The organism is Agrobacterium sp. DKPNP3 (genome assembly GCF_052686535.1).
In genome coordinates this window covers 52,870-78,548 of sequence record NZ_JBQYSN010000011.1, presented here as the reverse complement: position 1 = coordinate 78,548, position 25,679 = coordinate 52,870, and the positions used below count along the sequence as shown (strand labels likewise).

Here is a 25,679-nt window from a genome sequence, read left to right as displayed (position 1 = left end):
GGTCCCTTTTGTGTCCAACTGGCCAAAGTTATCGTTTCCGTCCCCTGAGCCCCCGATATTGATCAGCCAGCACTGGCAAACTCATACTGTCCCGCCGATTAGCGAACCCGAGCCTTCGTAGTGCAAACGTGAATAACCTAACACTGCGCGGCCACCTGCCCCAGAAGCGCTTCCTGCACCCCCACCAGCACCGCCACCGTTGTTACCGGCTCCACCCGTGTTACCGACCGCTGCGTTAGACGCTGCCGCGCCCCAATCACCGCCGTTGCCGCCAACACCACCTGTGCCACCAGTACCAGCGTTTTGACCCCCTGCTGCACCACCAGCGCCACCAGCGCCGTTTGCTCTAGCGCCGTCCCATCCGATGCCACGGCCACCATTGCCGCCTGCGCCACCCGCGCCCCCGCTTGTATAGGCCATAGCGGTCCATTGGCGATAAACCTGAAATAGAGATTGGGTGTATGAGCCGTTTGAATCTTGGCCGAGAAGCCGTGAAGTGACGAAAGAGTGTCTGTAGTACGTAAAACCAACGTTACCGATCGCCGTTTGATTTTCGCCTACGCCGCCAATTAGACCGCCGCCCCAATATACGTCACCGCCGACGTAAGAAACTGCCCCATTGTAGTTGTTATAATAATAAGTCAGCGCAAACCTATACGAATTTTGGTCGTAGGCTGGGCCTTCTTGAGCAGTGTAACCATACGCACCACCACCGCCTTGACCGCCGGTCCCGCCCTTACCACCGCCACCACCACCGCCACGAATGATGCCATTGTTAATAAGCAGTGCTTTTCTAGTGACGCTGGAGGCAACATTGATTGCAGCACCACCGGCTGCACCAGCAATCCCAAGTGAGTTTGATCCAGCGCCACCGTTACCGGATATAATACCCCCAGCGACAACCTCGATAGTAAGTTCTCCACCGAAGTCGGAATCGATCAGCAGCGGACCGCGAGACTGATTGACCAACAGACGCTTGCGCTTTGTCGACGCCCAAAGCCCGGTTTGTGCTGTGTTAAAAATGTCCCTGATGTTCTGCAAGCCAGTGGCCTGCGCCGATACGATCACTTCTGCATTGAACACCTGTCTAGACTGCTTGAGCGCTGGAACGACAGTGTGAAGTTCTGTTGCTGGCACCCAAACGCCGCCGACTTTGCGATAAGCGTCGGCAACCTTGCGCGCTACGCCTGATACTCGAACGTATGTGTCACCCATTATTCGTACCTAAAATAAACATCGCCATCAGCGCCAAAGTTCGAAGCCGGGGCTGCTGTGCCGTAGAAAAAGTTCTTCGTTGAAGCGTTGCCAAGACCATTGATCGTGGTCTGAACCGCTGTCGAAACTGGCAATGTCGCTGGCGTGTATCCCGCGAGCGTGACAGCATTCACATTTGTCACTGACGCACCATTACCCACTAGCGTCGTCGCTGTAAGCGCTCCGTTAACTGTCACCGCACTGGAAAAGGTCTTGCCGATCATCGTCACCGGCAAACGGTCATCTGCAATTGTGCCGGTTAACTGCGAAGCGTTGAGATTAGTGAGGGCGCTACCGTTGCCAACATGCGCGCCCGTAAACGTGGTCGCTTCCACAGCGTCTACTGTGAGGGTGCCTGTGAATTTCGGATTGCTAACGTAGTTTTCAAGTCGAAACGCCGTGCCATCGTAAATGACTGTGGTCGCAGTGTTCGCAACGATTTGGCCCGCTTTAAGCGCGGCACCATCCTGTTGCAGAATTGCCTTCGCACCAAGACCGTTGATGTTGAGCGTCATCGCTCCGGTGTTCGTCTGCGATGAAAAGAAGGCGTATCGATCACCCTTGTTCAAGCCGTCCGGCGCAACTTGCAGCGTCAGAACCAGTGCTGCTGCGGATCCGGTCGCTGTGTAAAATGCGTTGATGCGATTGCGTTCACGCTTGATCGCGCCTTTCGTTGCCCAAAGAATGGGGCCGACTGTCGTAGGCGCATATCCGGTCTGGATGCCATTAGGGCTTGGTGAATTGTTATCTGCGTCTCGTTCGGTCCACGAGGAGTGTGAAATGTCTACCATATAATACCTGTTTCTTATTCTTATCGTATTGTTGGCACTCGGTATTTAAGCGGATCACGCTTCTATTCCCTTGTTATTTTTAAAATTCATTTTCGAGTTGCGAGATATAATCTCGGATTTGTGCGCGAACTGTTTGACCAGCAACGGTGTCTGCGATCTTCCGCAATTTCGAAATCTCGCGCTGCGGATTTGTTGCGCGTGGCAGACCAGCAAGCCATTCAACAAACTGCCTGTTGTGGAACATGCTTTCTTTGCTCTTGCCCAACGCGAAGTTCGCAAACTTGTAGATGCCAAGCGTTGCAAGGCCGACTGGATTGCCTGTTGCGGCTGTGTGTGCAACGGCTCCAACAGTGCCAAGTTTGCCCACGCTACGCTCAACATTTGCGCCAACTGTTCGTGCCAGTCCTTGCGTGAAACGACCCCTTTGTGTCTGGTAAGCGTCGAACTCGGCAAACGCTTTTGCAAGTCGATTCATCTGGTTCTTCAACTGCGAACCACCGGCAACATTCATGAAAGCGTCGCGTGCTTCGGGGGCCATCTTGTTCCAGTCACGAACGAGCGTCGAAGCCGAGAACACACCCTTGCTGTTCATGCCTAACCGACCAAAGACACCGCGAAACACTTCCTGCGCTGCGGCTTCACCGCCACCGGCCTTAACCTGCTCCAAGATGCGGGTGATTTTCGCTGTGGAGTTTTTCGTACTCGACTGCACGAGATTGTAGACGGATTCAGTAGATTCCTTGTTTAGAATCTCGCCCATCGCTCGGCGCGAGATTACATCGTCGTCGCTCATCACGCGCTTGTAACGAGCATCTGCTGCTTTCCATTTAGCCAGAACATCATCGCCGCTACGGATAGCAGCATCTTCCATGTCACGGGTGAGAGCCGAAGATAGTTCCTCATACATGCGTTTTTCGGCTGGTGTTCCTGCATCACGAGCGAGCGCGTTGATCGCTGTACGGGCCTCTTTTACCGTGGTGAAGGACGCACCTTTGTTGATGTCGTCAACAATCGCTCGTGTCTGACCCAACACGCCCTCGTAGGTCTTGCCGAGGTTTAATTTCTCGGAAGTGCCTGCCCTGTCGAAACGAGTGCTGATCTTTGCAAGATGCTCCTTAACGGCTGCACCTGTCACTGGTGTGCTGCCCGCAAGTTCGCCAACTTCATCGTACATGCGGTTTGTCTGCGCATAAGCATCCTTGCTGAATTGCTCTACGCTGTCTTTGATGACCTGACCTGTCTCGCCGCGTGATGGCGCATTCGCACCAGATTGCCCACCGAGCGCGTTATCCCATTGGTTTGTTAGTTGGTCCTCAACGCGACGAACACCGTCTTGTGTGTGGCCGGGAGTGCGAGAAGCGGCCAATTCACGAAGACCTGTATCGCCACGCGCAATCATGCCTGGCGTTGGAGAAACACCTAGATCATCAAACACTGCAAGGCGTTGCGCCGCTGCTGCTGTGTCATCAGCAGTGCCACCGAGTACGCGGGCTTTGATTCCAAACAAAGCATCACTGGCTTTATCAATAATCGGCTTACCCACGGCACGCGCACCAGCGGCAACCAGACGGCCTGCACCTTCACCGGCTGCACCGATTGCCACGTCGCCAGCAACACCAAGGGCCTGATCCTCAAGGCTACGTGTGTCAGTGTTTCCATACCAATCGTTGATGTAAGACTGCGCAGTATTCTTGGCCGCCGCATATCCTACACCACCACCGGCAGAACCAGCAGCGAACGTGCCAACAGGACTTAGAGCGGTACCAAGAGTACCAGCGATAGCCGCGCCACCCATACCGCCGGCAATACCTAGTGCTTCCGGTGCAAACTCTGTGAGATCGCCCCACGATGGCATCCAACCTTCGATATTGAACACCATCTGCTGACCTGTTTCCGGGTCAGTCATAAGGAAGTTGTCGCCAACGGCTTGAGCATCCGGGAAGTGCTTGCGAAGCGCAGTTAGTTTGTCTTGCGGGCTTTCAAGGCCAGATAATTCAAAACGAACGCTGGCTGGAACTTCACGATTGATGCCTTCAAGATCAGGCACAACATCATCGATCACGACATCATCTGGATTTATTTCGACCTCATCAACGATGACATCGGCTGGATCGATTACAACGTCGTCCGGGTTGATCGCTACAGGATCAACGCCACCGAACATGATGCTGTTTACGCGCTCGTCTTTTCTTTTTGTTGGGCGCAAAGCCATTATACTCTCCTACTGGTGAACCCACCAAATCCACCTAGACCACCTATGCGCTTGCGCTTCTCGTCCTCAACACTCGGCACGCTGCTGGCGATATCGAAGGAGACTTGAACGGGAGCGTTTGAGCCGGAACCCATCACAACAGGAGCCGCTTGCTGCTGCTCATCACCGCCGAATGCTTTTGCCAAGCCGGTCAAATGCGACTGCAATCCGTTGTCGCCTTCAAGTTCCATACCCATGAACTTTACAGGGTCGCCGTCTTTGCCGGAGCCGGTAATGCCGATTGCTTCACCCATGCTCGTCATAGCGTTCGTAAGGCCGGGGAACATTGGTCCCTTCTCAGCGCTTGCCGGGGCTTGTGCAGGTTCAGCAGAAGCAACTTGTGTTGGTGCTGTCGCGTCTGGGTTTGGATTGCCCATGACCTCATTCGCATACGACAAGCGCAGCGCATAGTTATGCCCGCCCGTTGGATTGTCCCATGAAAAGCCCGCTGGACGCTCGTAAGCGATAGCGCCCGTTGTCGCCGCCTTAACGTCCTGTGCATTGCGGATCATGTCACCGGCACGGCGTTCTGAACCGTTTGCCTCGTGCATGTAGAAATCCAACTGCGTATCGAGGTTATCAACCGTTGTGCCGCGATTGGCAGCAAACGAATGCAGGTTTCTTGCTCGATCACCATTCCACTGACCAATGCCGATGGAATCACTGCCATCCCTGCCATCGCCACGATTGCGGGCCCTTGTGTTGAATGAAGATTCAGCCATCAAGTTGCCGACGATACCGGCTGCTTGATGATCGTTTAGTCCGTAATTCTTACGTAGATAATTGTATGAATAATATGCGTTGTTGTTCAGTCTTGGCGCCATTGCTTCCCCTCAGTTAAACGGAACCCAACGACCATTGCGAACAACGACACGACGACCATCTTTGGTCTTTCCTGTCTGTCCCTCACGCAGATTGTTTGTTGGTGCTACCCGCGCAGGATCGCCACCATTTTCACGGCGCGTCTTTTCCGCTTCGTAAGCACGAACAGACAGCCCGTTGATCTTGTCGGATTTGAAATTGTTGTAGTTCGTCACATCGTACTGATCAGACCATTCGAAGAACGGCGCATCTGGATTTGCACGACGATAAGCATTCCATTCGCGTGTTTTCGCGCCCGCGTAACGCTGAATGAAGCGCATTTCCTGTGCGATGCTGCGCAAGCCTTCAGGCGAAAGGTTGCCGGAGAGAATACGACCGCGAAGCATGTCCAAGTCCTTATCCGTCATTGGACCTAGACCGCGCATTGTCTCGATTTCCTGCGCCAACTGCTGCTGTGTCAAATATTCGATTTTCTCACGAGTGCTACCCTTGAGAACGTCAGTACCGCCCAAGTACGAATCGACGCGCTTCATCGTCTCGTTGAAGCCACCAGTTCCCGGAGCAATACCACCTTCAAGGATCTCAGCGGCGTCTTCAATGTCGTCTGCGAGAGTGATGTTGCGCGTTGAACGTTGCCCTGCTGTGATCTGCGCTGCTTCGCCCTTGCGGTCGGCCTGATCGACTGGATCGTTTTTGAAATCGCGTTGACCACGCTTTGCAAACTCCAGGCTCAATTGGCCGTGCTTCTGCGGGTCGTAACGTTCGCCTGCTGCATTGACGTACTCTACAGAGCCGGTATTCGGATTATTGCGTTGCGTCCACTGATTGCCCTGTGCGTCGAAATACGTTTTGTCGAACTGGTAAGGCTTGTTGCTGGCAATGTCTGTGGTCTTCGTTGCTGCGGTGAGATCACCAATCGAAGCCTGCAAACTTGCAATGCGACTACGCAGAACAGGATCGCTAGCCCAATTCGGATTGGCCTTGATGATGGATGCGACTTCCGCGTTCACGGCTTCCTCGCGTTTCACAGCAGAGAGTTTTTCGTTGGTGATCTTGTCTTTCTGCTGCTGCTGGATTGTATCGGAATAGCCGTCCGTTCCGGCTGTTACACCAGCGCCGAGTGCTTCCCAAAAATTGCCATCATACGAACTATGGCCCATCATAGCCGCACCGGCCTTCATTAATGACATACCCACGGCTTGACGCTTCTCGTCGGTATCAGCACCCAACTTTGCCCAGAAACCAGACAAAGCATTGCCCTGCGGTTCTGTGACGGGTGCGCTCGGTGCTTTTGGAAATACTGACTCGGGATTAACCGCTGATGTTGTCTGTGGATCGACGGAAGCGGTCATTGTTGGACCGACAACAGTTCGTTCTTTGACCTCAAGCGGTTCTTCCACACGAGGAAATGAGCCGTTGATCATGCCGCTCTTCGGATTGGGGGCTCCAGTGAGAGCGCGGGCGAATACAGAGTCAGGATCTAGGTCGGCTCCCACAGACAGCATTGGACCGCCGAAAGGGTTGCCACTTGCTGCGCCGGAGATTGTCGACGCACGCTGCGCGTCGATTGCAGCGGCATTTTGAGCCGCTGCTTGTTCATCACGAATGCGTTGTTCTTCTAGAAGGCGTTTTTCTTCCTCGGTAAGTTCGCGCTTCCCATTGAACCACGATCTTGCGTTAGCGCCCATTTTATCGAGAAAATCTACCATCATTACCCTGCCATTCTTTCGAATACATTGTGTGTGATGAAGAGATTGTCGTTGTGTTCAATTACGCAATCAGGGTCAGTTTCCTTGATATCCTGTGCCATTGGGCCGACGAACTTACGGTCCTCACCGATGTAGTTGTATTCGTAAATCTTGTGACCACTTGGGGCCTCTCCCAAGTATTTAACGTTTTCCTTCATTCTGCGGTCACTTAGGGCAGTGAACAGGCCAGCGATGCTGCTTAGGCCACCAAGCGCTTGCGACAGGCCATTTCTACCGCCCGTCGTCTGCGACGACTGCGTTTGATAATTGCCGCCGTTGAGAATGTTGGAGTAGTTAGCCAACTGCTGTAGCGGCATTTGCTGGTTGAAATCCCACTCCGCGATAAGAGCGTTGAGGGCGTCTTGCGCGCGGGTATCTTGCTGACCACCAACTGCACCAATCGTCTCTGCCGGAAGCAACGTGTTGTTATATGCGTTGCCAGCCTGACCAGCAGCAGCAAGTTGCGTTTGTGCGGTTTGCGCACTTGCGGCATTTGCCGAGTTTGCAGCGCTTTGCTGTAGACTAGCGTTTGCAAGTTGGTTCGACACGTCGTTGTTGTGGTTGTTGGACATTTGACCAAGACCACTCAAGAGGTTCGCAAACTTGTTCTGGTAATTCTGATCGTTCGCACCGGCTGCTGCCAACTGCGTATTGGCGTTCTGCGCATACGAGTTGCCCAGATTGGTCGAGGCGTTGAGTTTGTTCTGGAAGTCCGAATTGTAGTTGTTCGAAACCTGATTATTTGCGCCGAGCATGTTCTGCGTGTCAGTGTTCCACTGGTTTGCGTACATGTCGGTAGCCACCTTGGACATGGCGTTGGCCGCTGTCGTGTTGGCGTCATTGACTTGACTAGCAAACGCATTTGAGCCGCTACGGCCAAGCGCTGCGGCCTGACTTTGCAATCCCGGCAACTGCACCTTTCCGAGTTGGTCAGCGATGCTTTGCGTTGCGTTGGCAACCGACTGGTTCAGGTATGGATTGTTGCCGCGCTCTGCTCCCGATGCCATTGCAGCGAGATTTGACGAGCCGGGATTACTCCCGTTCGCAGCAGCGCCGTAGACAGCACCAGCAGCACCTACGGCCGGATTAGTACCCGTTTGCAGCGCGTTGTATGTCGAAGTACCCGGAGCATTGCCACCGGCTAGACCACCGAGCAGACCAGCGAGTGCGCCATTCGTCGGGTTCGATCCAACGTTTACGCCGCCTTGCAATTTGGAGAGCGTGTCCATTGCCTGCGCGTTTGAGCCGCCAGTGTTCGTAATGTTGTTTGTGACCGCTGCGGCGTTGCCGAGATAACCGTTAGCATTCGCAGCGCCAGCCTCTGCAAGAGCCTGCGCTTGCGCGTCCTTGGTCGCCTGTGACTGTTGTGCGATTGTCGAGCCTTGGTAGTATTGAGGCTTACCAGCAGCAAGGGCTTCACCGTACTGCTTGTAAACGTCGAGTAGTGGGCCTTTAGCACCGCTCCAAGGTTCGACGACTGTTTTTGTTTCTTTTGGTGCGCCACCCATTTAAATCACCTTATTATTGTTTTTATTATGATTTTTACAAATTTTTGACGAACACGTTTTCGTTGTCGGCTTGCGGACTTCTCACAAATCCATATGGTTTTAGTGCGCGACCCCAACCTTTGCGCCCTAATACAACCATGTATTTGAAGCCGAGTTTTCTGGCCCAAGCCTCGACCATGTATTGATGATCTAGGATCACTTGCAGCGACTTATGCGTTTCGCCACCTGTGTATCGGTAGCAGCAGAAATCGCCTTTTTCCTCATCTCTATGAAAACTGATGATCGCAAAAGCCTGCTCTGCGACATACAGGTACGCAAGTCTCTCTTCCAATTCGCAGACGATGTCGAACTCGTCTTTGCCGCTTGGATCGACTTCAAGAGCCGGGAGTAGCCAGTCTCGAATTCTCATCAATTCCGGCACTAGTTCTTCAATATCGTCTATACGCTTGACCCTATCCATAAACCTCAAATCTGTTACGTGATGTCAGTAATCATGTAATCGAATGCTCTTGCTGTTGTGCTTGCCGTGTGGCCGACGACGAACGATCCGTTGCCAATGCTGACAATGAACCATCGTGAATCTGCGCTTGCCTGACTTCTCGGCGTAATGAAAATCTTGCTGCCGCTGGAAACTTGTTTGTTCGTGACAGTCGTTGTTGTGCCAGTCGAAGCCGTAAACGTGCCTGTGTTGTCGCTGATCTGACGCGCAATGATGTTGATCAGTGTGCGTAGATTGTTCTGGTCGCTGATGTTGCTGATCGGGTTCAGGCGCATTATCGACCTCCAGATGGAACGAAATCGATCTGCAAAGCCGAAGCCTTGTCCCAACCACCGTCAAGTCTGAGGTCGATCTGGTGATAGCGGGCGCGTTTGCGATGATATGACCAGCCAGTTTTCGGATGCGTCGGTGCATGATTGCCCAACTCAAGAAAGCCGTTGGGTAGGTCTTTTGAGCCGACAGCAACGCTTGCAGTGCCAGTGTTTTCGAAGATCGGACGCACGCCCATAACAACCGCCATGTCCACGTCCATCTTGCCACTGCCCTGCGTCAGTTGCATTTCTTTGGTCTTGAACTCGGCAACCAACGGCTCCCCGGTGAGTGTGTAAACACGACCTTGGAAATCCATTCCCCAAATGATGCTTCCGCCACCGGCCCAAAGCGGGCTGTCGAAAGACGCTGGCACGTTCTCAAATGAGCCGAACACGTCTAGTTGGTCGATTGTCCAACTGAGTGTTTTCGCTGGATATAAGAACGGCACGGTTGCCTCGATCATGGTCCAATCGCCGGTCACATAATTGTAGGCAAAAACTGTGTCTGGCTCCGCATTGATCGAACCAACGCTAGCGAAGGTCCAGTAGATGAGTGTCTTGTTAGGATCGACAACCGCTGTCATTCGGGATGCGTTTGCCGTGTCGAACATCTTAAAGAACGTGTCGTTGACCTTGCCCAGGCCGACTGGCTTTAATTGCCCCTTCTGGAAACTGTAGAAGCCGTCGTCATCGAGAAAATAGGTCACTCCATCGACCGAAACGACCGACTTTGAGAACGCGCAGCCTTTGCCATTGATCGCGTTTTCGAACTGGTAAATCCACGGCGTGCCAATGTAGTGCATACGCATGATCGCGTCTTCGCACAGCAACCAAACGTCTTCATCGACTACAATACCGTTGATCGCTCCTACGTCATGCACGTCTTGGAAATCCGCTTGTGAACTCGCAGAGAAGTCCCATGCGTAAGGGTTATCCAATGCAGACCAGCGAACGCGATTAGGAACCGCGCCGTCAAGGCTATCGAACGTGTCAGCCAATAGAACGAAGCCGCGATGCTGTGCGATGTGACGACCGCGAACCAACGTTGTCAGATTGTCGAAACGCAAGCCAAGGTCCATGACCATCAATTGTGGATAATCATTGTAGTTGGTCGCGATTGCAGCACCGCCGTACTGAATGAAATTCCACGCTTCTTCCGCTGTGGTCGAGTATGCCGAACTGCTGCGAGAAACGTTCTTCCACGTGCGGGATGACGTATCGAATTTATGCAAGGCCGATTGCGTGCCTGCGAAAACATGCGTGGTCTTCAGTTTGTCCGACCCGACGTAAACGCCCAACGGCGGCTCTGGCAGCACTGCACTGGAAAACAATTTAGCGCGATTAACTGGATTGTATGTGACTTGGCCGTTTGCGAGGCCAATAGAGGCCGTGCAGTTTTTCGCCAATACAAGGCCAGGATTGTTCAGCGCGGCGCTGTCAGGTAGCCAACTGGTCAAGGGAAGATCGATAACCATTAATGCCCTCCATATGAGGTCACATTCGCGGTCGAACGGCCTTTGATATTGTCGAGCGCTATAAGGGCAACAGCCTCTTGGAATGACTGTTCTTCAAGCGCAAAACCCTCCATGTCTTTGAGCCAGCGATATGCGCGACCGAGAACCGCGTGCAGATAAACTTCTGGAAATTTCTCTATCAGCCAGTTTGTCGGCGTAGCCTCTGTAAGAGCGGGGATTTCAGCGCGGTAGATGAGTTTTGCAGTGCTAATGTCGTCGGGGCCATCAAACTCGTATGTACGGCCAACCTGCGTGTACACGACCCCATCAGCATAACGCTCACCGCCATATAGCGAAATCTGACGTGTGTCGTAGTTGTTCACTCGGATGAAGTGGGCTTCGAGAAAATCAGCGGGTAATGTGATCTTGCCGCCGACAATCGGCAAAACAACCGTCTTGTCCTGCTCGTAATGGCTGATGATTGGTCGAAACTTCGACTCCGCTAGGCCGATGAACGTGCCAACGGGCATGTCAAAGCGGAGCGTATATCCCTCTACGGCTTCAATTAGGCTGTTGTAATCGGTGATTGCCATCGCTTCTCCACGCTTAGATTTTTAGATTGTTGACGCGTAGTTTTGCGTAGTCTGGATCGTTCATGCGGCGTGCAAGAGCGTCTGGGTCGTCTGTGATGCCCTCTCGTTGCCACTGCCAGAACAGGCCAGTCGGGATTGTCCCCAACTTGACGAAATCACCTAGTTTGTTTGTTTTGCTGAATGCTGCTGCTTCTCGTGCGTTGCGCTCTAGAACTGCCTTTACGTTCTTCCATCGACGTTCAATTCGGATGGTGTCGCCTTCACGGTGCAAATAAGTAGTAGCGTCTTCTGTGTCTTCCCAAACAAGTGTTGTCTGGTTTCCAAACACATCGCCAATTGTAAAATTGATATCGTCCATATGCCGTCCCGAATGTTGTTATAATATTTATTCGGAACAGCGTTTTTCTACGCAAAGTAATGGGGGCTCAAAGCCCCCATCATTAATTACAGACTTGCGACCACGTCTGCCAACTTACCGTTACCGGCTTCGTTGCGGGACTCTAGTGTAATTTCTGTTGTCAGCATGTACTTGCTGGAATCACCAGTAACCGCAAGTTCTGTCTTCTTCACGCTACGAAGCGTTGCAACAGCCCAAAGGGACTTGTCGAACGCGATGACGCAATCCTCCGACATGAAGCGGTGTGGAATGATCTTGTGACGGCCAAAGTCCGAAACGTAGTAATCAACGCCTGCGAAGATTTCCTTGGAATCTGCATTCTGGAACTTCGTGCCATTACCGTTGAACTTGGAAATCGCCTGCTTGAGCGAAGGCGGTGCAATCACTAGGTCTGGATCGCCGCCAGCCATGAAAATCTTCTCGATAAGTTCGTTGAACTTCTCTTCGGTGATTTCCCAAGGTGTACCCGCTGTAGGAGCAGCCACGAGACCACCAGCATAACCGGGTGTGACATGACCAGCGCCGCCGATGACGTTTGTGCTGATCCATGCTTCTGCGCCGGCCAACTTGCGTGTACCGGAGATTACGGATGCATTGCCAGAAACTAGAGCCGCCTCAGTATCACGATTGATTTCCCGACCGGCCTTTGCGATCTGACGGGAAAGTTCACTGTTGGTGCCTGCTGTCTTAACTGCCTCAAGCGTATTTGGAACAGTCATTTCTTTAGCAAAAATCTGTGTCGCATTACCAACACGCTTAGGACCTGTGTTGTTTGCAGCAAGAGCATCAAAGCCCTCTGCACGAGCGTTGTCCTTGTTCGCAGGAGCAAGTTCGTCAAGCAAGTTTTCGTGGTAGGTATTGGAAGCCTTCGTTTTACCGATGGAGGTTTTGAACGGTGTCTGTTCAGGGGAGATAATGCTGATTACATCACCAAGGTCTTCGCGAACGTGAGTTACCGATGTAGTTGAAAGAGTCGCCATTTTTATCCTTTTTATTATGTGGCAACGACTTCTTAGGTCGTTATAGTAGTTTACTGATGTATGCTTGTGCTGCGTCCAGATCGCTTGGATTAGAGAAGAAACTATCTCGTGCGCGGGAATAATCAGAAGGTCGTCCAGCGTTGGTCTGCTTTGGCGCTACAGGCTTCGTCTGTTGAGGTAATGCAGCCTTTGCTTTCACGATCTTCTGCTGGTTCGCATTCTTTTCAGCCAGCAGTTTTTCGTACTGACTTGCCATGTATGCGACCTTCAAAAGTTTGCCGTCAGCAATCTGCTGTACTTCCTCTCTTGGAAAGCCCATCTGCTTTGTGAGGAATCCAAACAATTCGGTTCCCGCCTTGATAGCGGTTTCTTTTGTGCCGAATACGTCTGGGTATTCCTGAGCCATGAAACGGTAAGATTCTTCGACACCTTGTTCGAATGCCTCTTTGTCCAGTTTCGCTTGCGCTTCACGCTTTGCAGATTCATGAGCATCGATGTCCGCAACAATACGGCCAACACGCGCAGCATGTTCCTGCACTTCTTTTTGCTTCTCCGCGAAAAGGTATCTGTCTTCGTTGTACAGTTTGTCCCAATCGATATCGGCAGCAGCCTTGATTTCAGCGAAGGCAATCTTCTTGATCTGTTCAAGTTGGCCGCTGTTTCGCTGGCTTACGGTCGCAATTTCTGCGTTCAGTTCTTTACGAACACGCGCCACTTCTTGCGTCTTTCGGCTATAGTCGTCTTGGCGCAGATAACCCTTTTTGAGTTCTCCAATGTTGATCTTGTTTCCGTCCATTTCGATTTCGTACGAGTCATCGATTTTGGGTGCGGTCGCTTGATCTTCACCTTCGCCGTTTTCGTCGGCCACAACGTCTTCCGCTTCCACTTGGTCAGTTTCGGAATCCTGTACAGGTTGTTCTTCGGCTGCTTCTATGGCGCTTTGATCGTCGCTCACGACTGGTAGTTCGTCAGTTTCTACTATTGCTTCATCGGGTGTAGATTGTTCTCTGTCCAGAATAGAAGAAATTGCAAGTGTTGCTTGGTCTTCTGAATATCCAGTCCCGATATCCGGGGTATTGGTTTCGTAATCCATTTGTTCTCCAACTAATTGTTGTCTAATTTATTTATGCGATAACGCTTATTTATTATGCTTCGTCTTCATCGCTGACTTGCTCATGCACGGCCAGATCGATGTAGGTGTTGATGAATTTGTCCATCAGTCCGATGCTACGGGCTTGCGAATGCAAATCCGCGACCTGTTCGGCCTTCATCTGAGACGTGTTCTTGAACGCCTCGAAAATCTCACGCTGGATGGCGTCTTTGATGGTCTTGTATGCGTGGGACTCGCGTAGAGAATGGGCCAGTCGGCCACGCTCGATAATTTCCTGTTTCGTCATTTCTCCCCCTTAAATTTGTGGCTCCTGTGGCTGCATTGGAGCCTGCTGCGCTGCGGCCTGTTGAGCCATCATTGCTTGCTAGGCCTGCGCACGCTGCATCTGCATTGCAGACGCGTTTTCGGCCTGCATCATCGCGTAATCCACGTCATTGCGGGTTCGCTGCTGTTCGGATTGAATGCGTGCGATATCGACCTGAGCGCGATACTTCGCCTCGATCTCGGCCTTCTTCAATTCGAGGTCTTGAGCCATGCGGTCGCGGGCAAGATCGTTCTCCACGCGCAACTTGTTCCACTCAAATTCGCGCTCGGCTGCGTCTGCCTTGGCCTTCAAGTCGGCCTTCAATTGCTCGGACTGCGCGATAACCTGCGCTTCGGTCGGCTGTGGTGGCGCCGGTGGAACGGTCTGCGGATCAGTGAATTTGTTGCCTACGTCCTGTAGACCCAAGTTCTCGGTGATATCGACCAACGTGGAATAGATGTTTTGCGGAGTAGCCGCGTTGACCTGCATTGCCTGCATCTGCAAGTTCAGCACGTTCATCAACGTCTGGTTCTTGTACTCCTTGTCCATCAGGCCGAATTCGACGTTGGTCGATACGTCCAAGTCTGCATCCCACTCATCAATCGTGAATGGCTCAAACATGTCGGTGAGTTTCTGAATGTAACGCTGCGCAAGGTCTGGCTTGTTCACGCAAAGGTCGATGATGCACTTCGCAAGATAGCGATAGCCTGTGTTGGCGAACTGGTAGCAGACATGCTCGATCAGCATCTGCTGCGAGTTCTTGCGCTCCTTAACACCGGTCGCCGTCACGTCGGCTAGATCCGACGCACTTAGCGAAACCATGTTAGCGCCTACGCCGGTTGCTGCATCCTGCTGCGTGCGTAGCGCGTCGATCATCGGGGCCGCATTCTGAGCCACGAATGGTGTCTGGATAAACGATACACCGGCTTGCGGGTCTTCGCTTCGGATGGTGTTGCCAACCTGCGGGTTCATCGCATCGTTGATGTTGGTCACAGCGGGATTGATAACGCGGGTCGGATCGAGAACCTTATGGATGTTGTCGATCTGTGCGCGGGTCAGTTTTGAAATCTGAATCTGCTCGTTGGAAACGCGATCCGCTACGCCCTGACCAAACAAGGTATTGGGAACCGGATATGGGACGAGAGCCGCATATGGGAAGAAACGAGACGTTTCTTCATAGCCCAACAGGACAGGATCGTTGTTGATATCGCCTGCCAGCGTAAAGCGGTAATAGCGCGGCGTGTCTTCGTCATGCAGGGCCATGCACGTGTAAATCTCGTACACGTTGACATCGTTCTTGCGGCGACTGCGGCCTTGATCAAAGTTGGCAATGCTAGAGCGTTCCAGCGCGACACCATCGGTTTTCTCACTGGCATAGGAAATGCTGTTGACGAGTTCCTTGTTGAAGCCTCGTTGGATCAACTCTTGCTTGGTCGTGTACGCGCGATGACCTTGAACATGCGCGTTGACGCCGCCAGTTTCAGGACAAAAATCCGCATCTCTGGAAACGATGAAATCCTCAACTGCCACTACGGTAAATTTGAACCTGGGGGTTTTCTTAATGCGGCGGATTGGAATATCGCGCACCATAGGCAGCATTTGCTTTGCCTGCTCTAAGAGCGCTTCCGGGTTCAATCCCTGCTGCTGCGCAAGGGGTGCCAACTGCGACATCAATTCGTCTGGAAGTTCCTGCTGATAATCAGGGCCGGCCTCGTAAACGATCATCGAACCGGCTTCGCGCTGATCCAGAAGATCAACCAACTGCTCGTCGGTAACGGCTTGAAGAACCTCTAAGCGGCCTTCTATGGTTTCCTCATCGAAACTCACGTTGACGATGCCAAGGCCGTACAGTGCGGAGTTCTTGAACCAAGGCGTGATCGTCGCAACATGCGAGTTTTTGTCCCGCAACACGAAATTGAGAACTTTGTTCTGTTGCTCTGCTAGTTGCTTATCGTGGTCATCGAGGGTGTTGGGCGAGAAGGTGACGACGGATTTCTGAGATTCGAAGATGCTGACTGTCTGGCTTGTGAACCAGTCAACGCGCTCCTGAACGTCATTGCTGACAAATTTCGAACGGCGTTTGATCTTCTCGTCGCCAGCCATCGGCGCACGCATGTACTGCTTTAGGTTCGTTTCCCACTGCTGTTGCAGGGTGGAATTTGCAAAACTGATGCAGTCAGAAACGCTTTGCGATATTTCGCTGTTTATGCGTCGGGCTTCGTCAGTGTCGTTGGTTTTGAATGTTTTAAAAGCGCCATGTGCTTCATAGAGGTTTTTGATGTCTTTTTGTTTCGCCATTGCAACTTTCGAAAATTACTTCATGAAATACCTATTTGTATTTATTGGAATTGCCGGTTTTACTCGTACATGAAGTCGTTTTCGTAAGTCAGTCGGCTTGTAAACGTGTTGTCTCCAACAGTTTCGCTATGGTAAAATGTCAAGCAAAGCGCATCGGCGTAGTCAGGAGAACGCTTCAAGCGCTTTCTCATGTCTTTCTTCGCTTCGATTTTGTACTTGGGAAATTCTTCGAACTGTGGCGAAAGCAGTTCTGCGATCAAGTTCGGATCGTTCGGAATGCACTTGTTTCCATCGGCAAACCAGTTGCGACATTCGACCCACAACTGATCACGCAGATTGTAATAGAGGTTGGGCTTGCGCGTGGGTTTGTTGCTAACCGTGACCCTCGTTACGGGCAGTCCAAGACGCGCCATTGCGTCTGCAACACCAGCGCCGATACCGATAACGTCAACGCAAATGCTGGCCGGTCGATCATGGATCAGTGTCTTTTGGTACTCGTCTAGTACGGCTTCTGCCAGTTGCACCGTATCAAGTTGGTCCCACTGTCGAAGAATGCTTGCCACGCTGTCATGGCGTCGCATGAGAACGGTTTTGTCTTTGCCCTTCCCCGATGGATCAAGACCCCAATACTTTTTCTTCTCAGGGCTTGGAATTGCGTCGGTGTTGTTGACCGCCGCTTCGATCAGTTCCTTGCTGATAAGGCTGTCTGTGTCGCTGGTGGGAAATTCACCCAGCGCCATAACGCGATATTTGCGACTGGTGACCCCGCCGTAGTTGTGGGCGATTTCTTCGTACTTGGCGTCGGTCATAAAAGGACCGTCGCGCATGGTGCCGTGTATCTTCACCCAATTCGGGCTTACGTTCTCATCGTAGAAGGTGTCGTAAAAGAAACTGTCGATCTTATCCGGGTTACTGACCAAGCAGAGTTTTGGATTTGGATCGCTCATCACGTTCATGAAGGCGTCGGTGAACAGATCGCGATCTACACCCGTGGCCTCGTCAACGATGAGAAAGTTATTGCGCTTGTGAATACCACGCGCACCAGCGGGATTGTCTTTGTTCGCCAGACGAAACTCGGCAAAGCAGTTCGCTGATGCGTTCTTGCGCTCAACCTTTGTGGCCGTCGCCTCGTAGAAATCAGCGATGATCGGGTCCATGCGCGTATGCAGGGAAAGCACCTCGTTCCAGAACGCGCCCTTCAACTGCGCTTCATTTGGGCCGAAGACGGTTACTTGCACTTCATCGAATGTGATGATTGCCCACCAGAGCAAGATCGCCATGCTCATCGTCTTGCCGAAGCCAGCACCGCCACGAATGGTGATGAGTTTGTTGTCTCGGAACGCTGTTACGATCTCTGTCTGCTTAGGCGTGAGTTTGATGCCGAACAGTTCGTCGGCAAAGGCAACAATGTCTGTTCGCCAGATACCTATTGAAGCGGCAATGACCGCTTTCTGTTGCGGTGTGAATTGGACCTTGGACGGCCTCTTATAGTTACTCATACAGTCCTTTCGGGTATTGTAAGTTGTATGAGTATTTATTTGTGGCAACGAAAAACCCGGCCATTTTGGACCGGGTTCAAGCGTCATTACCACCTGATTTGAGGCGTTTTTGGTTAAATAGCGGAGACCCTAACAAACAGAGGAAATCGCTATGGCAACAACGCTACGTGTTGACCTGCCCGGATATTACCGACGCACAGCAATCGAAGACATCATCGTCAGCAATCCGAAAATCACAGCGCTGGAAGCCACGAAAGCATTTGTCGAGCGCAAATACGGAGGCTGGATTGAGACGAAAATCCCGAAGGCGGATTTCGATATCTACGAGATTGATGAAGACGGCTTTGAGGTGGAATTCGTTGACGACACATACGCGGCCCGTTTCGTGCGCGAGGTAGGCGGCAGAAAAATTGAGAGAACTACAAATGACCCGCAAATTTAAGAAAGTGCCACCGGAGCAGAAACTTATCGAGGGCAACACTCCGATGACGACAAGCCCAAGCGGGCGAAAATACCCGATGACTGAAAAGCAGATTGAAGGCCGCAAGCGTGGTGGGTTTCAGAAAGGTCAGTCTGGAAATCCAAAGGGCCGACCTGTTGACGATCCTGCGCTGAAGGCGTCGATCCGTTCCAAGTTGCCGAACCTGATCGAGCGACTTGAGGATATTGCCTTGAACGGAAACAACGAGGCGTCGAGCGTGAAAGCGATTGAGACAATGCTTTCATATGTTCTAAGCAAGGCAGCATCCAAACAAGAGATCGATGTTGCAGTAACCCACAGCGACTTGCTAACCCGTCTGGCAAAGGCAAGAGAACTCCCGCTCGAACTCAGTGAATACGAAGTGATCGAGTATGACAAGCAGGAGTAAAAAGTCCTTAGGAGGCTCTTCCGCTAGCGGGTTTGCTGCCGCAGCAGTTCGTTTGCGCCCTACCCGTCGCGCGCTTCCTTGACTGCTCTGAGGCATGGTCTGGCAATAGGGCAGCGCTAGTGCTGCGCATGAATCCAGTTGCGAATGTTCTCGTTGCGTTCTATTTTGCCTCATGCCCGATAGAAGCCTTGGATATGCCAGTGAGAAACGCATGATGGTTGTCGCAACTTGCAAACAATGCAAGCGACAGGCCAAGGCTTTTGCAAGCGATCTATCCAAAGTCTACGGCAGGCATAGAGATTATCGGACAATCAAATTCAGGTGCCAGCAGTGCGACCCCGGCGCATGTGAGATCAATTTGGAACCGGATGGCTTCGACCGAGTGCCGGAACGGATCGTGTGGCGGCCAGTGAAGATAAAAGATCGACAGTGATATTCTAGTGAATGATAGTTGACAACTAACATAAACTGATGTATCTCTATGTCATCCTGAATAGAGGAGACAGAGAGGATGTTCGATCCAACTGAGTTCCAAGACGGCCCCAACGGGCCTTTGAATGCCAAAACTATTTCACGTCTGGCTAAAATCAAAGATACCACGGGAATGTCCTACCAAGCGCTTGGTGACAAACTTAAAATTAGCGGCACATTCCTCCATAATTTGATGAAAAAGAACGCGAATGTCGGCACGCAACACGTTGAGCGCATAGTTTCAGCGATTGAAGCATTGGAGAACCCAAGCGATCCGGTGCTGAATACCCCAGAAAACGTTGAAAGCCTTCGCCACAGTTTCCACCTTCGCCCCGGTCTTCAAATTCAGTTCGAACTACCCGCAGACTTAACTGGCCGTGAGGCGGAACGTTTATCTCAGTTTATACAGTCTCTTCCAGTATCATAAAGTGAGGATCGCGATGAATAGAGATGACATCGAACGAGCGATGAAGATGATCGAAGCCACTAACGATCCAGAAAAGTTGCGCCAGATTGCCATTAATGCGCGAAGGCTAGGCCAACCCGAGATAGCCTTGGCTGCGGACTTGAAGCGATACGCTATCTTGCCGTCGGAAAAGCCAGGAACCCTTGCTTATGATGTCTGGAAAAGCATTTTTGCTCTTGAGGATTCCCTGTCTACCGAGCGTAGCAGAACAACCCGTCTAAATCGGACAAGGCCAAAAATTAAGGAGGTCGGTGAACTGGAGGCCATCAAATCATTGATCATGAAACCTAAGCCCTCCGAAGGGTTCTTCATGCTTATCGAGCGCGGCATGCCTGAACTCACTTTCGAGGCCGTCGCTCTACGCCATCCAGAACAATTTGATGAAGCCGTCATTACAGCCGCAAAAAAGCGCCTCTCCGAAGCAGGTGTCCTAAGTGAATCATGATTGGCCTCGGCAGCAATGCCGAGGCCAAGTCCACTTGCGCAAATTGACTACTGTTTACTTCTTCGCTTTGCCCTTTGCGCGACCGGCCTTCAAACGTTCGCTACGCTCCATGCTGTGAATAGCAATCGCATCCTGCAATTTGGTGTCAGCCTTGATCGCGTCCTTTGCTGCGTTCAGGATCGTCACCACCCCATCAAGATCAGCAGCGCGGAACAGTTTGCTGCCAGCGATTTCGAAAGCATTGCGACCAATACGGACGATGTAACCGGGACCATCTTTGCGGAACCACAGCGACCGGCTGTTGATGGCCTTGCCCTCTTTGACATCTGCAACGTAAGCGACCTGCGCATCCAGTTTGTTGAAGAAAATGTCCAGGGGATTATTGCCACCTACGCGGCCCGTCGTTGCTGCTGCTTTCAGGGTGTCCAGTGCGTCTGCCATTGCGTTTGTTCCTTCGATCTACAGCAGCGCATAATTACTCTGCTGCTCTCTTCCTGTTTCCAGTAGGATCAAAGGGCGAGCGAAGATTTGAAACACGACGCAATCTTTTTAAGTAGTCTCCATCAAAGTGAAACGGTCATACTTGGAAAATAAATCGAGATGGGCGTGTCTACTACGTGATCCGGCTCTAAAGCGCGCCTAACCTGATTGGCGACCTCTGACCGATAAGATTCTATTCGCGGGGCGAAAGAGTAGATATCGCTTGTATCGATGTGGATCGTACGCATTTGGTTGACGTCGAAGGGTACTTTCTCAAAACTTCTGATCACCTGTACGATTGGCAGTTTAACTGCGTGTCGCAAAGCCAGTTCATAGAAGACGTTGGGATTGTGAAACGACAGGTCCGCGATGACGAGACGCGACCGCATTATGTAGTCAATGATCTGTCTCGTGATCACTCCAGGCTGATCAATAGCGTCCGCCCGCACCACTGTAAGCCTAAACGGCTCCAGCGCAGGCTCGATAATCGTCCCGAGAAAGAGGTCAGAGTGTTTTCGCGTTTCAGAACCGTCTTCGCCAATCGGGGCAATATAGAAGCATGTACTTTCGAATTGAGCGTGATCTGATGTCACCACACTTGTTCCAGCGGTAATTGCTGGCTTTATGGAAGACGATGCGGAAGTCGCGGGCGCTTCTGACAACAGCATGTCGAGGGGCACGATCCGCTCTGCACCTGAGAGCGTCTTCAACAGTCCCACGAAACGAAGATTGACGATGAATGTATCCACAGCCTCAGGTGCGTGACTGCCGTCTATCCCTAAATCCTTGGCTGCATCGATGAGTACCGCGTGTGCAGGTAGTTTGTTGCCGACGAACCGTTCGTATAATTTCTGAAATGGCTCAACTTGCTCAATGGCGAGTCTAACCTGCGCAAGTATTTTATCTCTTTGGCTGGAATGATCGTCAACGATCTTTAGCCCGTCTGTGGTTAGTTCGATGTTATCAGCCGCCACGCCGCCCTTTGTCAGTCCGTACTTTCCGGCATTGATAATCATCTGGCGCGAAGCGCCGCTCTCAGGAGATTTACCGAGTTGATCAAACAGTGTTAACCGCTTAACAGGCAGACCACCGCCGATACGAAAAACTGACTTTGCGAAATCTAGCGGCTCATCGAATGTCGCGGCGGGGAACGAGCGCTGAGAACGACGACGCTTTAGTTCGGCATCCGTCTTCGAAACCGTTTCCTCCACAACCGCCTTGTCACCTTCCTTTGGTCGTCGCGCCATGTTTTCCTCCACTTGTGATAGAATCGGATTTTACCGATGCGAGAGTAAAATGAAAGTGCGCTTAAGTATTGGGGGTTGGCTATCCTCTGAAATGTTTGTCAAAATCATATCAAACGGTTTTCACGCATATAAGGTTTTTTGCGCGCCAAAGGGGGGGATATGCACCCTATTGGGCAGCCATCCGCTTGAGCAGCCGTTGAACCTGTACGGCTTGCCATTTACCGCCCTTCCGAGACTCAATGGCGCGTTCGTTTAATGCCTTTGCAATAGCAGTAGCGGAAATATGACCGCACTCCATGATGCTCTGTATGTCTTTGTGAATGCGCTGGTCAAACTCATCGATCTGCTTGCGTAGGCTAGGCTGAACACCACCCAATTTAACGCCACGATCCTTGGCCGCCTGTAACGCCGATTTTACCCGCTTGCCGATCTGCTCCCGTTCTTCTTGTGCCACCGCTGCAAGGATACGAATGAGCATCGGAGTTGCATGTTCGTTGTCACATGCGATGAAGTTCACGCCGCTCTCTAACAGGCAACTGACCAAGTGCGCGTTACGTGACAGGCGATCCATCTTTGCAATGACCAGCGTGGCATTGTTCGTCTTTGCGTGGGCCAGTGCGGCATCCAGTTGAGGTCTGTGGAACTTGCCACCGCTCTCGATCTCGGTGAACTCCGCAACGACAGTTCCCTTTGCTGCGGCATAATCCGCAACGGCTTTGCGCTGCGCTTCAAGTCCCAATCCGCTTTCGCCCTGGCGCTGCGTTGAGACACGATAGTACGCGACAAACTGCTGTGGTTGCATCGGTTGTATTCGCTCCATTACAATCAATTACTGTTGACTGTAATGCTGCCGAAAAACGTAAAGGGCAAACACATTGATAGGCTTGCCCTTTGATCGCAACGGCTTAACATTGCCTGTCTCTGGAAATTATTCCAGTTTATTGGTGCTGTTGGCTGGATGACAGTTGACAATTTTTTTTGTTATGAAGTTGATTTTTGGCAACCCACGTCGATACTATTAGGCAGTTTCAAGTATGGCTTAAACCGTTCGTAGAGCGGAGTTTCGCGAAGATTCTCGTATAAGAAAATCCGCAGATCGGTCTCTTCATCATAATAAGTCAGTAACAAGTTTTCGTCATCGACAGACCAAGATGGACGACCGCGCTTTGGTTCATTTACTTTTATGAATGCCGACTTGATCCGCAGGCTCACAGATTTGTTGAGCAACTCTATAATCCACTTATAGACCTCGTCCGGGTAGACGAACTGTGCGTCGTAGAGAGCGAGTTTCAGTTCAGTCAACATCTCGTCAGTGACGGTAGTCATGAACCCCTCGCTTGCAGCCACCAATCTATCGAAAACGAACTTTCGTTTGTCGTAAAGCGCGAGTTGATGATTTGCCTGAATGCTGGCGTAGTTTAGAGCCGCTTCCTTTACGCGTGCTTCTTGGTTTCTGTTGCTGTCCTCAATCGCAAGACGAAGTTGCTCGCGCTGCAAAATATAGGTCGCGGCTAAGCCGACGAATGCTAAAGGCGCGAAAACGCCCGCAAGGAAATCGCCCAAGTTTGAAAGGCCTGCGCAGTCGGTCAGCCGTTTCAGCAGAATCGGACCCTCGACGCATTGGAGATCGCCCACTGCATCCAGTTGAACAACGCGCATTACGATCAAGCCGAGGACCACTAGAATTACTGTCCCTATAATAGTGGCTTTTCGACCTACAACTTGGCCGTATGAATTATCGTCGCGGACCAATTGTTGCTCCATATTTTGGCTTTATGTTGAATTATCTAATTGGTGGCGGGTATCGTTCGACCTTCGAAACCATACCGCGCATCTGCTGTTCAAAACGAATATACCGTTGAATAAAGGCGCTGAAATTCATGTCATGAATGCGAAACAATTCCCCACAGCCAACACCGAACTCTAAGTGGACGTGGCTCAGCCACCCCCGGTGTTCGGGCTCGTCCATGAACAAATCTAGAATGCGTCGAGTAAGTGTTTCTGTGATCTGGGGATAAAGGCCGAAACCCGTAGCATAGATGTTTTTTGGTTGAGCGCTTCCGTTAAATGTGGGTTTTACCCGAAGCAGGTCCAAGTTTTGATTGTTAAAGCCAAACCCAAGGAAAATTAGATTTTTGCAGTCGTTGACGGCTTCATGGATGCTCCACACTTTGCCAGCGTCGTGGGCCTGCTCCGTGTACGTGTGGATGTTCTCCGCAATCTTCGAAATCTGGTCAGGCTGCCCAGAGCCCACGCCGAAACCGAGCCTATCTCTGCCGGGGCTTCCGGAAACTAATGCGAGTTCGCCTAGATAGCCGTATGGATGAACTATTCTGATATTTGCGTTTACGAGCCTCAGGCTGATGTCTATTGGGATTCGATAGGCATCCGAAATTGTTTCAGCCAGATAGACCTCTATACAACGATCGTAATTGAAGCAGATGATGGTGATGTTTTTACCAAGATCACTATAGTCTGCCACGCCGTCTGAGAGAATTCTAAAGAAGTGGCCTATCCACGTGTAGTCGGGGTTAACCAAACGCCGTTTCTCGTCACCAAGCACAAGGTTCGGATCTACCGCAAAATTTTTCCAAATATCAGGAGAGAGCGTCGAGTAACGTTCTGCCTTAAGAACCTCAAGCGCGATCAGGACCTTGCCCCAATACGAGATATTCTCGTCTGCTGCGTGGCGGTGGATGAAGGCATCTATACTAACCGCCGTTTGAATACCCTCGTGGATGTCCTTAAGCGCCTTCTCCGCCGCGACTTGGTCCGCTCCGACCGTGCATCGAGTGTATAGTAGTTCCCGCAACACATTTTGACTTAGGTTTTCGCGATCATAGGCCTCGATCATTGCCGTCTTTTTGATCTCCGCAGCGAGGCCGGTCCCTATCGGCAAGCCAAACTCAGCGCTCGCTCCAGCACCGATAACAAATGTTGTTTTCTCTCTAAAAGCCATAACACACCAGTCGCTGCAAACTTCGCACAGTAGTTGCGTAAGTTTCTTCTAAGTCAACCGTTTTGCAACGGCTTCAACAGGCAAGTTTGAATAGCATCGCGTCTGCTTTGCTGGCAAACTCAACCTCTGCATATGATTGCTCGCCGAGCCAGTACGCCTTTACAACTCGGCAATTGATCGTGTTGTCGCTAGTGCGGCAGATTAATGCGCGGACATGTGAGGCGACAAGGAACTCATAGAGCAGCGTGAATTGTGCGTCGTCCTGATAGTCTTCCAAAGTGATCATATCCCCTATCGGCTCACCGCTTGGATAGAACGCAAAGATGACTGCGAGGGCATCAGTTATGATCGTATTGTAGTCCACGCTGACGTTGATCGTGTGCGTCATTGATCGTCCTTGTCCTTGGACATGTCGAGCGCATCTCTTGCATCAGCGAGTATGCCGACCTTTGGGAGTTTAGGATTTGCTGCCCAACGCTGCGCTACACGAACAAGACCCTCAGCGATTGATAGCCCGATCATGCCGAGTACGAACGCAAGCCCGCTATTCGCCGCTGCATCCAGCAGATCGAGGCCAAGCCATCGTGCGACCAGCGGGGCCAAATAGACCGCGCATAGCGATCCTGCGAATGCGCCGCTGACCACTTCGAATGTGAACTTTTTACCTTGGATGGCGATGCGAACGATTGCACCGGCTAGGCCAGCGAAGAAGTGTGCGGGGTTAATTCCGATAGCCGCGAGAAGCGCGGTGAGTGTTTCAAACATGATGGGTTGCCCTTAAAATCGAACCCATCCGATTGAGAGTTCTGCTCGATTATTTAACGGGATCGAGCAGTTTGGTGCTTCTAAGATCGGCCATGCGTGGTTTGGCGACCAACAAGTGTTAATACTATATATAGTACGCTTGCCATTCCAGCGACGA

At 51.6% G+C, this 25,679-nt stretch carries 27 protein-coding genes; 4 read left to right on the top strand and 23 right to left on the bottom strand.

Annotated features, from left to right (window positions below; translation table 11 throughout):
• Window positions 1–81: 81 nt before the first annotated feature.
• The 16 genes from ACUTJJ_RS05370 to ACUTJJ_RS05295 all read right to left on the bottom strand — a co-directional run bounded on the left by ACUTJJ_RS05370 (window position 82) and on the right by ACUTJJ_RS05295 (window position 17,820).
• A complete protein-coding gene (locus ACUTJJ_RS05370) occupies window positions 82–1,215 on the bottom strand; it encodes a hypothetical protein (RefSeq protein WP_445541535.1) in 1,134 nt (377 codons plus the stop codon).
• Complete coding sequence (locus ACUTJJ_RS05365) at window positions 1,215–2,045, bottom strand: hypothetical protein (RefSeq protein WP_445541534.1); 831 nt, start codon at window positions 2,043–2,045, stop codon at window positions 1,215–1,217. The genes ACUTJJ_RS05370 and ACUTJJ_RS05365 overlap by 1 nt, the downstream gene beginning before the upstream one ends.
• 79 nt (window positions 2,046–2,124) lie before the next feature.
• Window positions 2,125–4,257, bottom strand: coding sequence for a hypothetical protein (locus ACUTJJ_RS05360; protein ID WP_445541533.1), 2,133 nt, complete (start codon window positions 4,255–4,257; stop codon window positions 2,125–2,127).
• On the bottom strand, window positions 4,257–5,120 hold the full coding sequence (locus ACUTJJ_RS05355) for a phage tail tip lysozyme (RefSeq protein ID WP_445541532.1): 864 nt from the start codon (window positions 5,118–5,120) through the stop codon (window positions 4,257–4,259). The genes ACUTJJ_RS05360 and ACUTJJ_RS05355 overlap by 1 nt, the downstream gene beginning before the upstream one ends.
• A gap of 9 nt (window positions 5,121–5,129) precedes the next feature.
• Entirely contained in the window at window positions 5,130–6,827 is a 1,698-nt protein-coding gene (locus ACUTJJ_RS05350; protein WP_445541531.1) for a hypothetical protein, read from the bottom strand.
• A 2-nt stretch (window positions 6,828–6,829) separates the two neighbouring features.
• The gene (locus ACUTJJ_RS05345) at window positions 6,830–8,374 is read right to left on the bottom strand and encodes a tail fiber domain-containing protein (RefSeq protein WP_445541530.1); all 1,545 of its coding nucleotides are present in this window, start codon (window positions 8,372–8,374) and stop codon (window positions 6,830–6,832) included.
• Between the two features lie 34 nt (window positions 8,375–8,408).
• Complete coding sequence (locus tag ACUTJJ_RS05340; RefSeq protein WP_445541529.1) at window positions 8,409–8,834, bottom strand: hypothetical protein; 426 nt, start codon at window positions 8,832–8,834, stop codon at window positions 8,409–8,411.
• A gap of 14 nt (window positions 8,835–8,848) precedes the next feature.
• Window positions 8,849–9,148 carry a hypothetical protein gene (locus ACUTJJ_RS05335; protein WP_445541528.1) on the bottom strand — a complete coding sequence of 100 codons (300 nt, stop codon included), beginning with the start codon at window positions 9,146–9,148 and terminating at the stop codon, window positions 8,849–8,851.
• Window positions 9,148–10,659 (bottom strand): hypothetical protein, encoded by a 1,512-nt coding sequence (locus tag ACUTJJ_RS05330; protein WP_445541527.1) that lies wholly within the window; start codon window positions 10,657–10,659, stop codon window positions 9,148–9,150. Before ACUTJJ_RS05330 ends, ACUTJJ_RS05335 begins: the two co-directional genes overlap by 1 nt.
• The gene (locus tag ACUTJJ_RS05325) at window positions 10,659–11,231 is read right to left on the bottom strand and encodes a phage adaptor protein (RefSeq protein ID WP_445541526.1); all 573 of its coding nucleotides are present in this window, start codon (window positions 11,229–11,231) and stop codon (window positions 10,659–10,661) included. The genes ACUTJJ_RS05330 and ACUTJJ_RS05325 overlap by 1 nt, the downstream gene beginning before the upstream one ends.
• 13 nt (window positions 11,232–11,244) lie before the next feature.
• Window positions 11,245–11,589: a hypothetical protein gene (locus tag ACUTJJ_RS05320; protein ID WP_445541525.1), complete on the bottom strand. Its 345-nt coding sequence runs from the start codon at window positions 11,587–11,589 to the stop codon at window positions 11,245–11,247.
• Window positions 11,590–11,675: 86 nt separating this feature from the next.
• The gene (locus ACUTJJ_RS05315) at window positions 11,676–12,608 is read right to left on the bottom strand and encodes an SU10 major capsid protein (RefSeq protein ID WP_445541524.1); all 933 of its coding nucleotides are present in this window, start codon (window positions 12,606–12,608) and stop codon (window positions 11,676–11,678) included.
• Between the two features lie 40 nt (window positions 12,609–12,648).
• A complete protein-coding gene (locus ACUTJJ_RS05310) occupies window positions 12,649–13,701 on the bottom strand; it encodes a hypothetical protein (RefSeq protein WP_445541523.1) in 1,053 nt (350 codons plus the stop codon).
• Window positions 13,702–13,753: 52 nt separating this feature from the next.
• Window positions 13,754–14,005 (bottom strand): hypothetical protein, encoded by a 252-nt coding sequence (locus tag ACUTJJ_RS05305; RefSeq protein ID WP_445541522.1) that lies wholly within the window; start codon window positions 14,003–14,005, stop codon window positions 13,754–13,756.
• Window positions 14,006–14,083: 78 nt separating this feature from the next.
• Complete coding sequence (locus ACUTJJ_RS05300) at window positions 14,084–16,321, bottom strand: portal protein (protein ID WP_445541521.1); 2,238 nt, start codon at window positions 16,319–16,321, stop codon at window positions 14,084–14,086.
• Window positions 16,322–16,380: 59 nt separating this feature from the next.
• Window positions 16,381–17,820, bottom strand: a complete 1,440-nt coding sequence (locus ACUTJJ_RS05295) for a terminase large subunit domain-containing protein (protein ID WP_445541520.1) — start codon at window positions 17,818–17,820, stop codon at window positions 16,381–16,383.
• Window positions 17,821–17,971: 151 nt separating this feature from the next.
• Between ACUTJJ_RS05295 and ACUTJJ_RS05290 the strand changes: the two genes are divergently transcribed.
• The 4 genes from ACUTJJ_RS05290 to ACUTJJ_RS05275 all read left to right on the top strand — a co-directional run bounded on the left by ACUTJJ_RS05290 (window position 17,972) and on the right by ACUTJJ_RS05275 (window position 20,071).
• Window positions 17,972–18,262, top strand: coding sequence for a hypothetical protein (locus ACUTJJ_RS05290; RefSeq protein ID WP_445541519.1), 291 nt, complete (start codon window positions 17,972–17,974; stop codon window positions 18,260–18,262).
• Window positions 18,246–18,689 carry a DUF5681 domain-containing protein gene (locus ACUTJJ_RS05285; RefSeq protein WP_445541518.1) on the top strand — a complete coding sequence of 148 codons (444 nt, stop codon included), beginning with the start codon at window positions 18,246–18,248 and terminating at the stop codon, window positions 18,687–18,689. The genes ACUTJJ_RS05290 and ACUTJJ_RS05285 overlap by 17 nt, the downstream gene beginning before the upstream one ends.
• Window positions 18,690–19,200: 511 nt before the next feature.
• The gene (locus ACUTJJ_RS05280; RefSeq protein ID WP_445541517.1) at window positions 19,201–19,587 is read left to right on the top strand and encodes a hypothetical protein; all 387 of its coding nucleotides are present in this window, start codon (window positions 19,201–19,203) and stop codon (window positions 19,585–19,587) included.
• Between the two features lie 13 nt (window positions 19,588–19,600).
• Window positions 19,601–20,071, top strand: coding sequence for a hypothetical protein (locus ACUTJJ_RS05275; RefSeq protein WP_445541516.1), 471 nt, complete (start codon window positions 19,601–19,603; stop codon window positions 20,069–20,071).
• 54 nt (window positions 20,072–20,125) lie between these two features.
• On the opposite strand, the gene ACUTJJ_RS05270 is transcribed toward ACUTJJ_RS05275, so the two are convergent.
• The 7 genes from ACUTJJ_RS05270 to ACUTJJ_RS05240 all read right to left on the bottom strand — a co-directional run bounded on the left by ACUTJJ_RS05270 (window position 20,126) and on the right by ACUTJJ_RS05240 (window position 25,522).
• The gene (locus ACUTJJ_RS05270) at window positions 20,126–20,512 is read right to left on the bottom strand and encodes a hypothetical protein (RefSeq protein WP_445541515.1); all 387 of its coding nucleotides are present in this window, start codon (window positions 20,510–20,512) and stop codon (window positions 20,126–20,128) included.
• A 122-nt stretch (window positions 20,513–20,634) separates the two neighbouring features.
• Window positions 20,635–21,798: a hypothetical protein gene (locus ACUTJJ_RS05265; RefSeq protein ID WP_445541514.1), complete on the bottom strand. Its 1,164-nt coding sequence runs from the start codon at window positions 21,796–21,798 to the stop codon at window positions 20,635–20,637.
• Window positions 21,799–21,964: 166 nt separating this feature from the next.
• A complete protein-coding gene (locus ACUTJJ_RS05260; protein ID WP_445541513.1) occupies window positions 21,965–22,600 on the bottom strand; it encodes a recombinase family protein in 636 nt (211 codons plus the stop codon).
• Between the two features lie 179 nt (window positions 22,601–22,779).
• Complete coding sequence (locus ACUTJJ_RS05255) at window positions 22,780–23,457, bottom strand: hypothetical protein (protein ID WP_445541512.1); 678 nt, start codon at window positions 23,455–23,457, stop codon at window positions 22,780–22,782.
• Window positions 23,458–23,581: 124 nt separating this feature from the next.
• Window positions 23,582–24,757 (bottom strand): hypothetical protein, encoded by a 1,176-nt coding sequence (locus ACUTJJ_RS05250; RefSeq protein ID WP_445541511.1) that lies wholly within the window; start codon window positions 24,755–24,757, stop codon window positions 23,582–23,584.
• A gap of 73 nt (window positions 24,758–24,830) precedes the next feature.
• Window positions 24,831–25,145: a hypothetical protein gene (locus ACUTJJ_RS05245; protein WP_445541510.1), complete on the bottom strand. Its 315-nt coding sequence runs from the start codon at window positions 25,143–25,145 to the stop codon at window positions 24,831–24,833.
• On the bottom strand, window positions 25,142–25,522 hold the full coding sequence (locus tag ACUTJJ_RS05240) for a hypothetical protein (RefSeq protein WP_445541509.1): 381 nt from the start codon (window positions 25,520–25,522) through the stop codon (window positions 25,142–25,144). Before ACUTJJ_RS05240 ends, ACUTJJ_RS05245 begins: the two co-directional genes overlap by 4 nt.
• Between the last annotated feature and the right edge of the window lie 157 nt (window positions 25,523–25,679).

Coding starts and splice junctions, on each gene's coding strand:
- ACUTJJ_RS05370 (WP_445541535.1), bottom strand. CDS start 1,215: ATGGGTGACACATACGTTCGAGTATCAGGCGTAGCGCGCAAGGTTGCC.
- ACUTJJ_RS05365 (WP_445541534.1), bottom strand. CDS start 2,045: ATGGTAGACATTTCACACTCCTCGTGGACCGAACGAGACGCAGATAAC.
- ACUTJJ_RS05360 (WP_445541533.1), bottom strand. CDS start 4,257: ATGGCTTTGCGCCCAACAAAAAGAAAAGACGAGCGCGTAAACAGCATC.
- ACUTJJ_RS05355 (WP_445541532.1), bottom strand. CDS start 5,120: ATGGCGCCAAGACTGAACAACAACGCATATTATTCATACAATTATCTA.
- ACUTJJ_RS05350 (WP_445541531.1), bottom strand. CDS start 6,827: ATGGTAGATTTTCTCGATAAAATGGGCGCTAACGCAAGATCGTGGTTC.
- ACUTJJ_RS05345 (WP_445541530.1), bottom strand. CDS start 8,374: ATGGGTGGCGCACCAAAAGAAACAAAAACAGTCGTCGAACCTTGGAGC.
- ACUTJJ_RS05340 (WP_445541529.1), bottom strand. CDS start 8,834: ATGGATAGGGTCAAGCGTATAGACGATATTGAAGAACTAGTGCCGGAA.
- ACUTJJ_RS05335 (WP_445541528.1), bottom strand. CDS start 9,148: ATGCGCCTGAACCCGATCAGCAACATCAGCGACCAGAACAATCTACGC.
- ACUTJJ_RS05330 (WP_445541527.1), bottom strand. CDS start 10,659: ATGGTTATCGATCTTCCCTTGACCAGTTGGCTACCTGACAGCGCCGCG.
- ACUTJJ_RS05325 (WP_445541526.1), bottom strand. CDS start 11,231: ATGGCAATCACCGATTACAACAGCCTAATTGAAGCCGTAGAGGGATAT.
- ACUTJJ_RS05320 (WP_445541525.1), bottom strand. CDS start 11,589: ATGGACGATATCAATTTTACAATTGGCGATGTGTTTGGAAACCAGACA.
- ACUTJJ_RS05315 (WP_445541524.1), bottom strand. CDS start 12,608: ATGGCGACTCTTTCAACTACATCGGTAACTCACGTTCGCGAAGACCTT.
- ACUTJJ_RS05310 (WP_445541523.1), bottom strand. CDS start 13,701: ATGGATTACGAAACCAATACCCCGGATATCGGGACTGGATATTCAGAA.
- ACUTJJ_RS05305 (WP_445541522.1), bottom strand. CDS start 14,005: ATGACGAAACAGGAAATTATCGAGCGTGGCCGACTGGCCCATTCTCTA.
- ACUTJJ_RS05300 (WP_445541521.1), bottom strand. CDS start 16,321: ATGGCGAAACAAAAAGACATCAAAAACCTCTATGAAGCACATGGCGCT.
- ACUTJJ_RS05295 (WP_445541520.1), bottom strand. CDS start 17,820: ATGAGTAACTATAAGAGGCCGTCCAAGGTCCAATTCACACCGCAACAG.
- ACUTJJ_RS05290 (WP_445541519.1), top strand. CDS start 17,972: ATGGCAACAACGCTACGTGTTGACCTGCCCGGATATTACCGACGCACA.
- ACUTJJ_RS05285 (WP_445541518.1), top strand. CDS start 18,246: ATGACCCGCAAATTTAAGAAAGTGCCACCGGAGCAGAAACTTATCGAG.
- ACUTJJ_RS05280 (WP_445541517.1), top strand. CDS start 19,201: ATGTTCGATCCAACTGAGTTCCAAGACGGCCCCAACGGGCCTTTGAAT.
- ACUTJJ_RS05275 (WP_445541516.1), top strand. CDS start 19,601: ATGAATAGAGATGACATCGAACGAGCGATGAAGATGATCGAAGCCACT.
- ACUTJJ_RS05270 (WP_445541515.1), bottom strand. CDS start 20,512: ATGGCAGACGCACTGGACACCCTGAAAGCAGCAGCAACGACGGGCCGC.
- ACUTJJ_RS05265 (WP_445541514.1), bottom strand. CDS start 21,798: ATGGCGCGACGACCAAAGGAAGGTGACAAGGCGGTTGTGGAGGAAACG.
- ACUTJJ_RS05260 (WP_445541513.1), bottom strand. CDS start 22,600: ATGCAACCACAGCAGTTTGTCGCGTACTATCGTGTCTCAACGCAGCGC.
- ACUTJJ_RS05255 (WP_445541512.1), bottom strand. CDS start 23,457: ATGCGCGTTGTTCAACTGGATGCAGTGGGCGATCTCCAATGCGTCGAG.
- ACUTJJ_RS05250 (WP_445541511.1), bottom strand. CDS start 24,757: ATGGCTTTTAGAGAGAAAACAACATTTGTTATCGGTGCTGGAGCGAGC.
- ACUTJJ_RS05245 (WP_445541510.1), bottom strand. CDS start 25,145: ATGACGCACACGATCAACGTCAGCGTGGACTACAATACGATCATAACT.
- ACUTJJ_RS05240 (WP_445541509.1), bottom strand. CDS start 25,522: ATGTTTGAAACACTCACCGCGCTTCTCGCGGCTATCGGAATTAACCCC.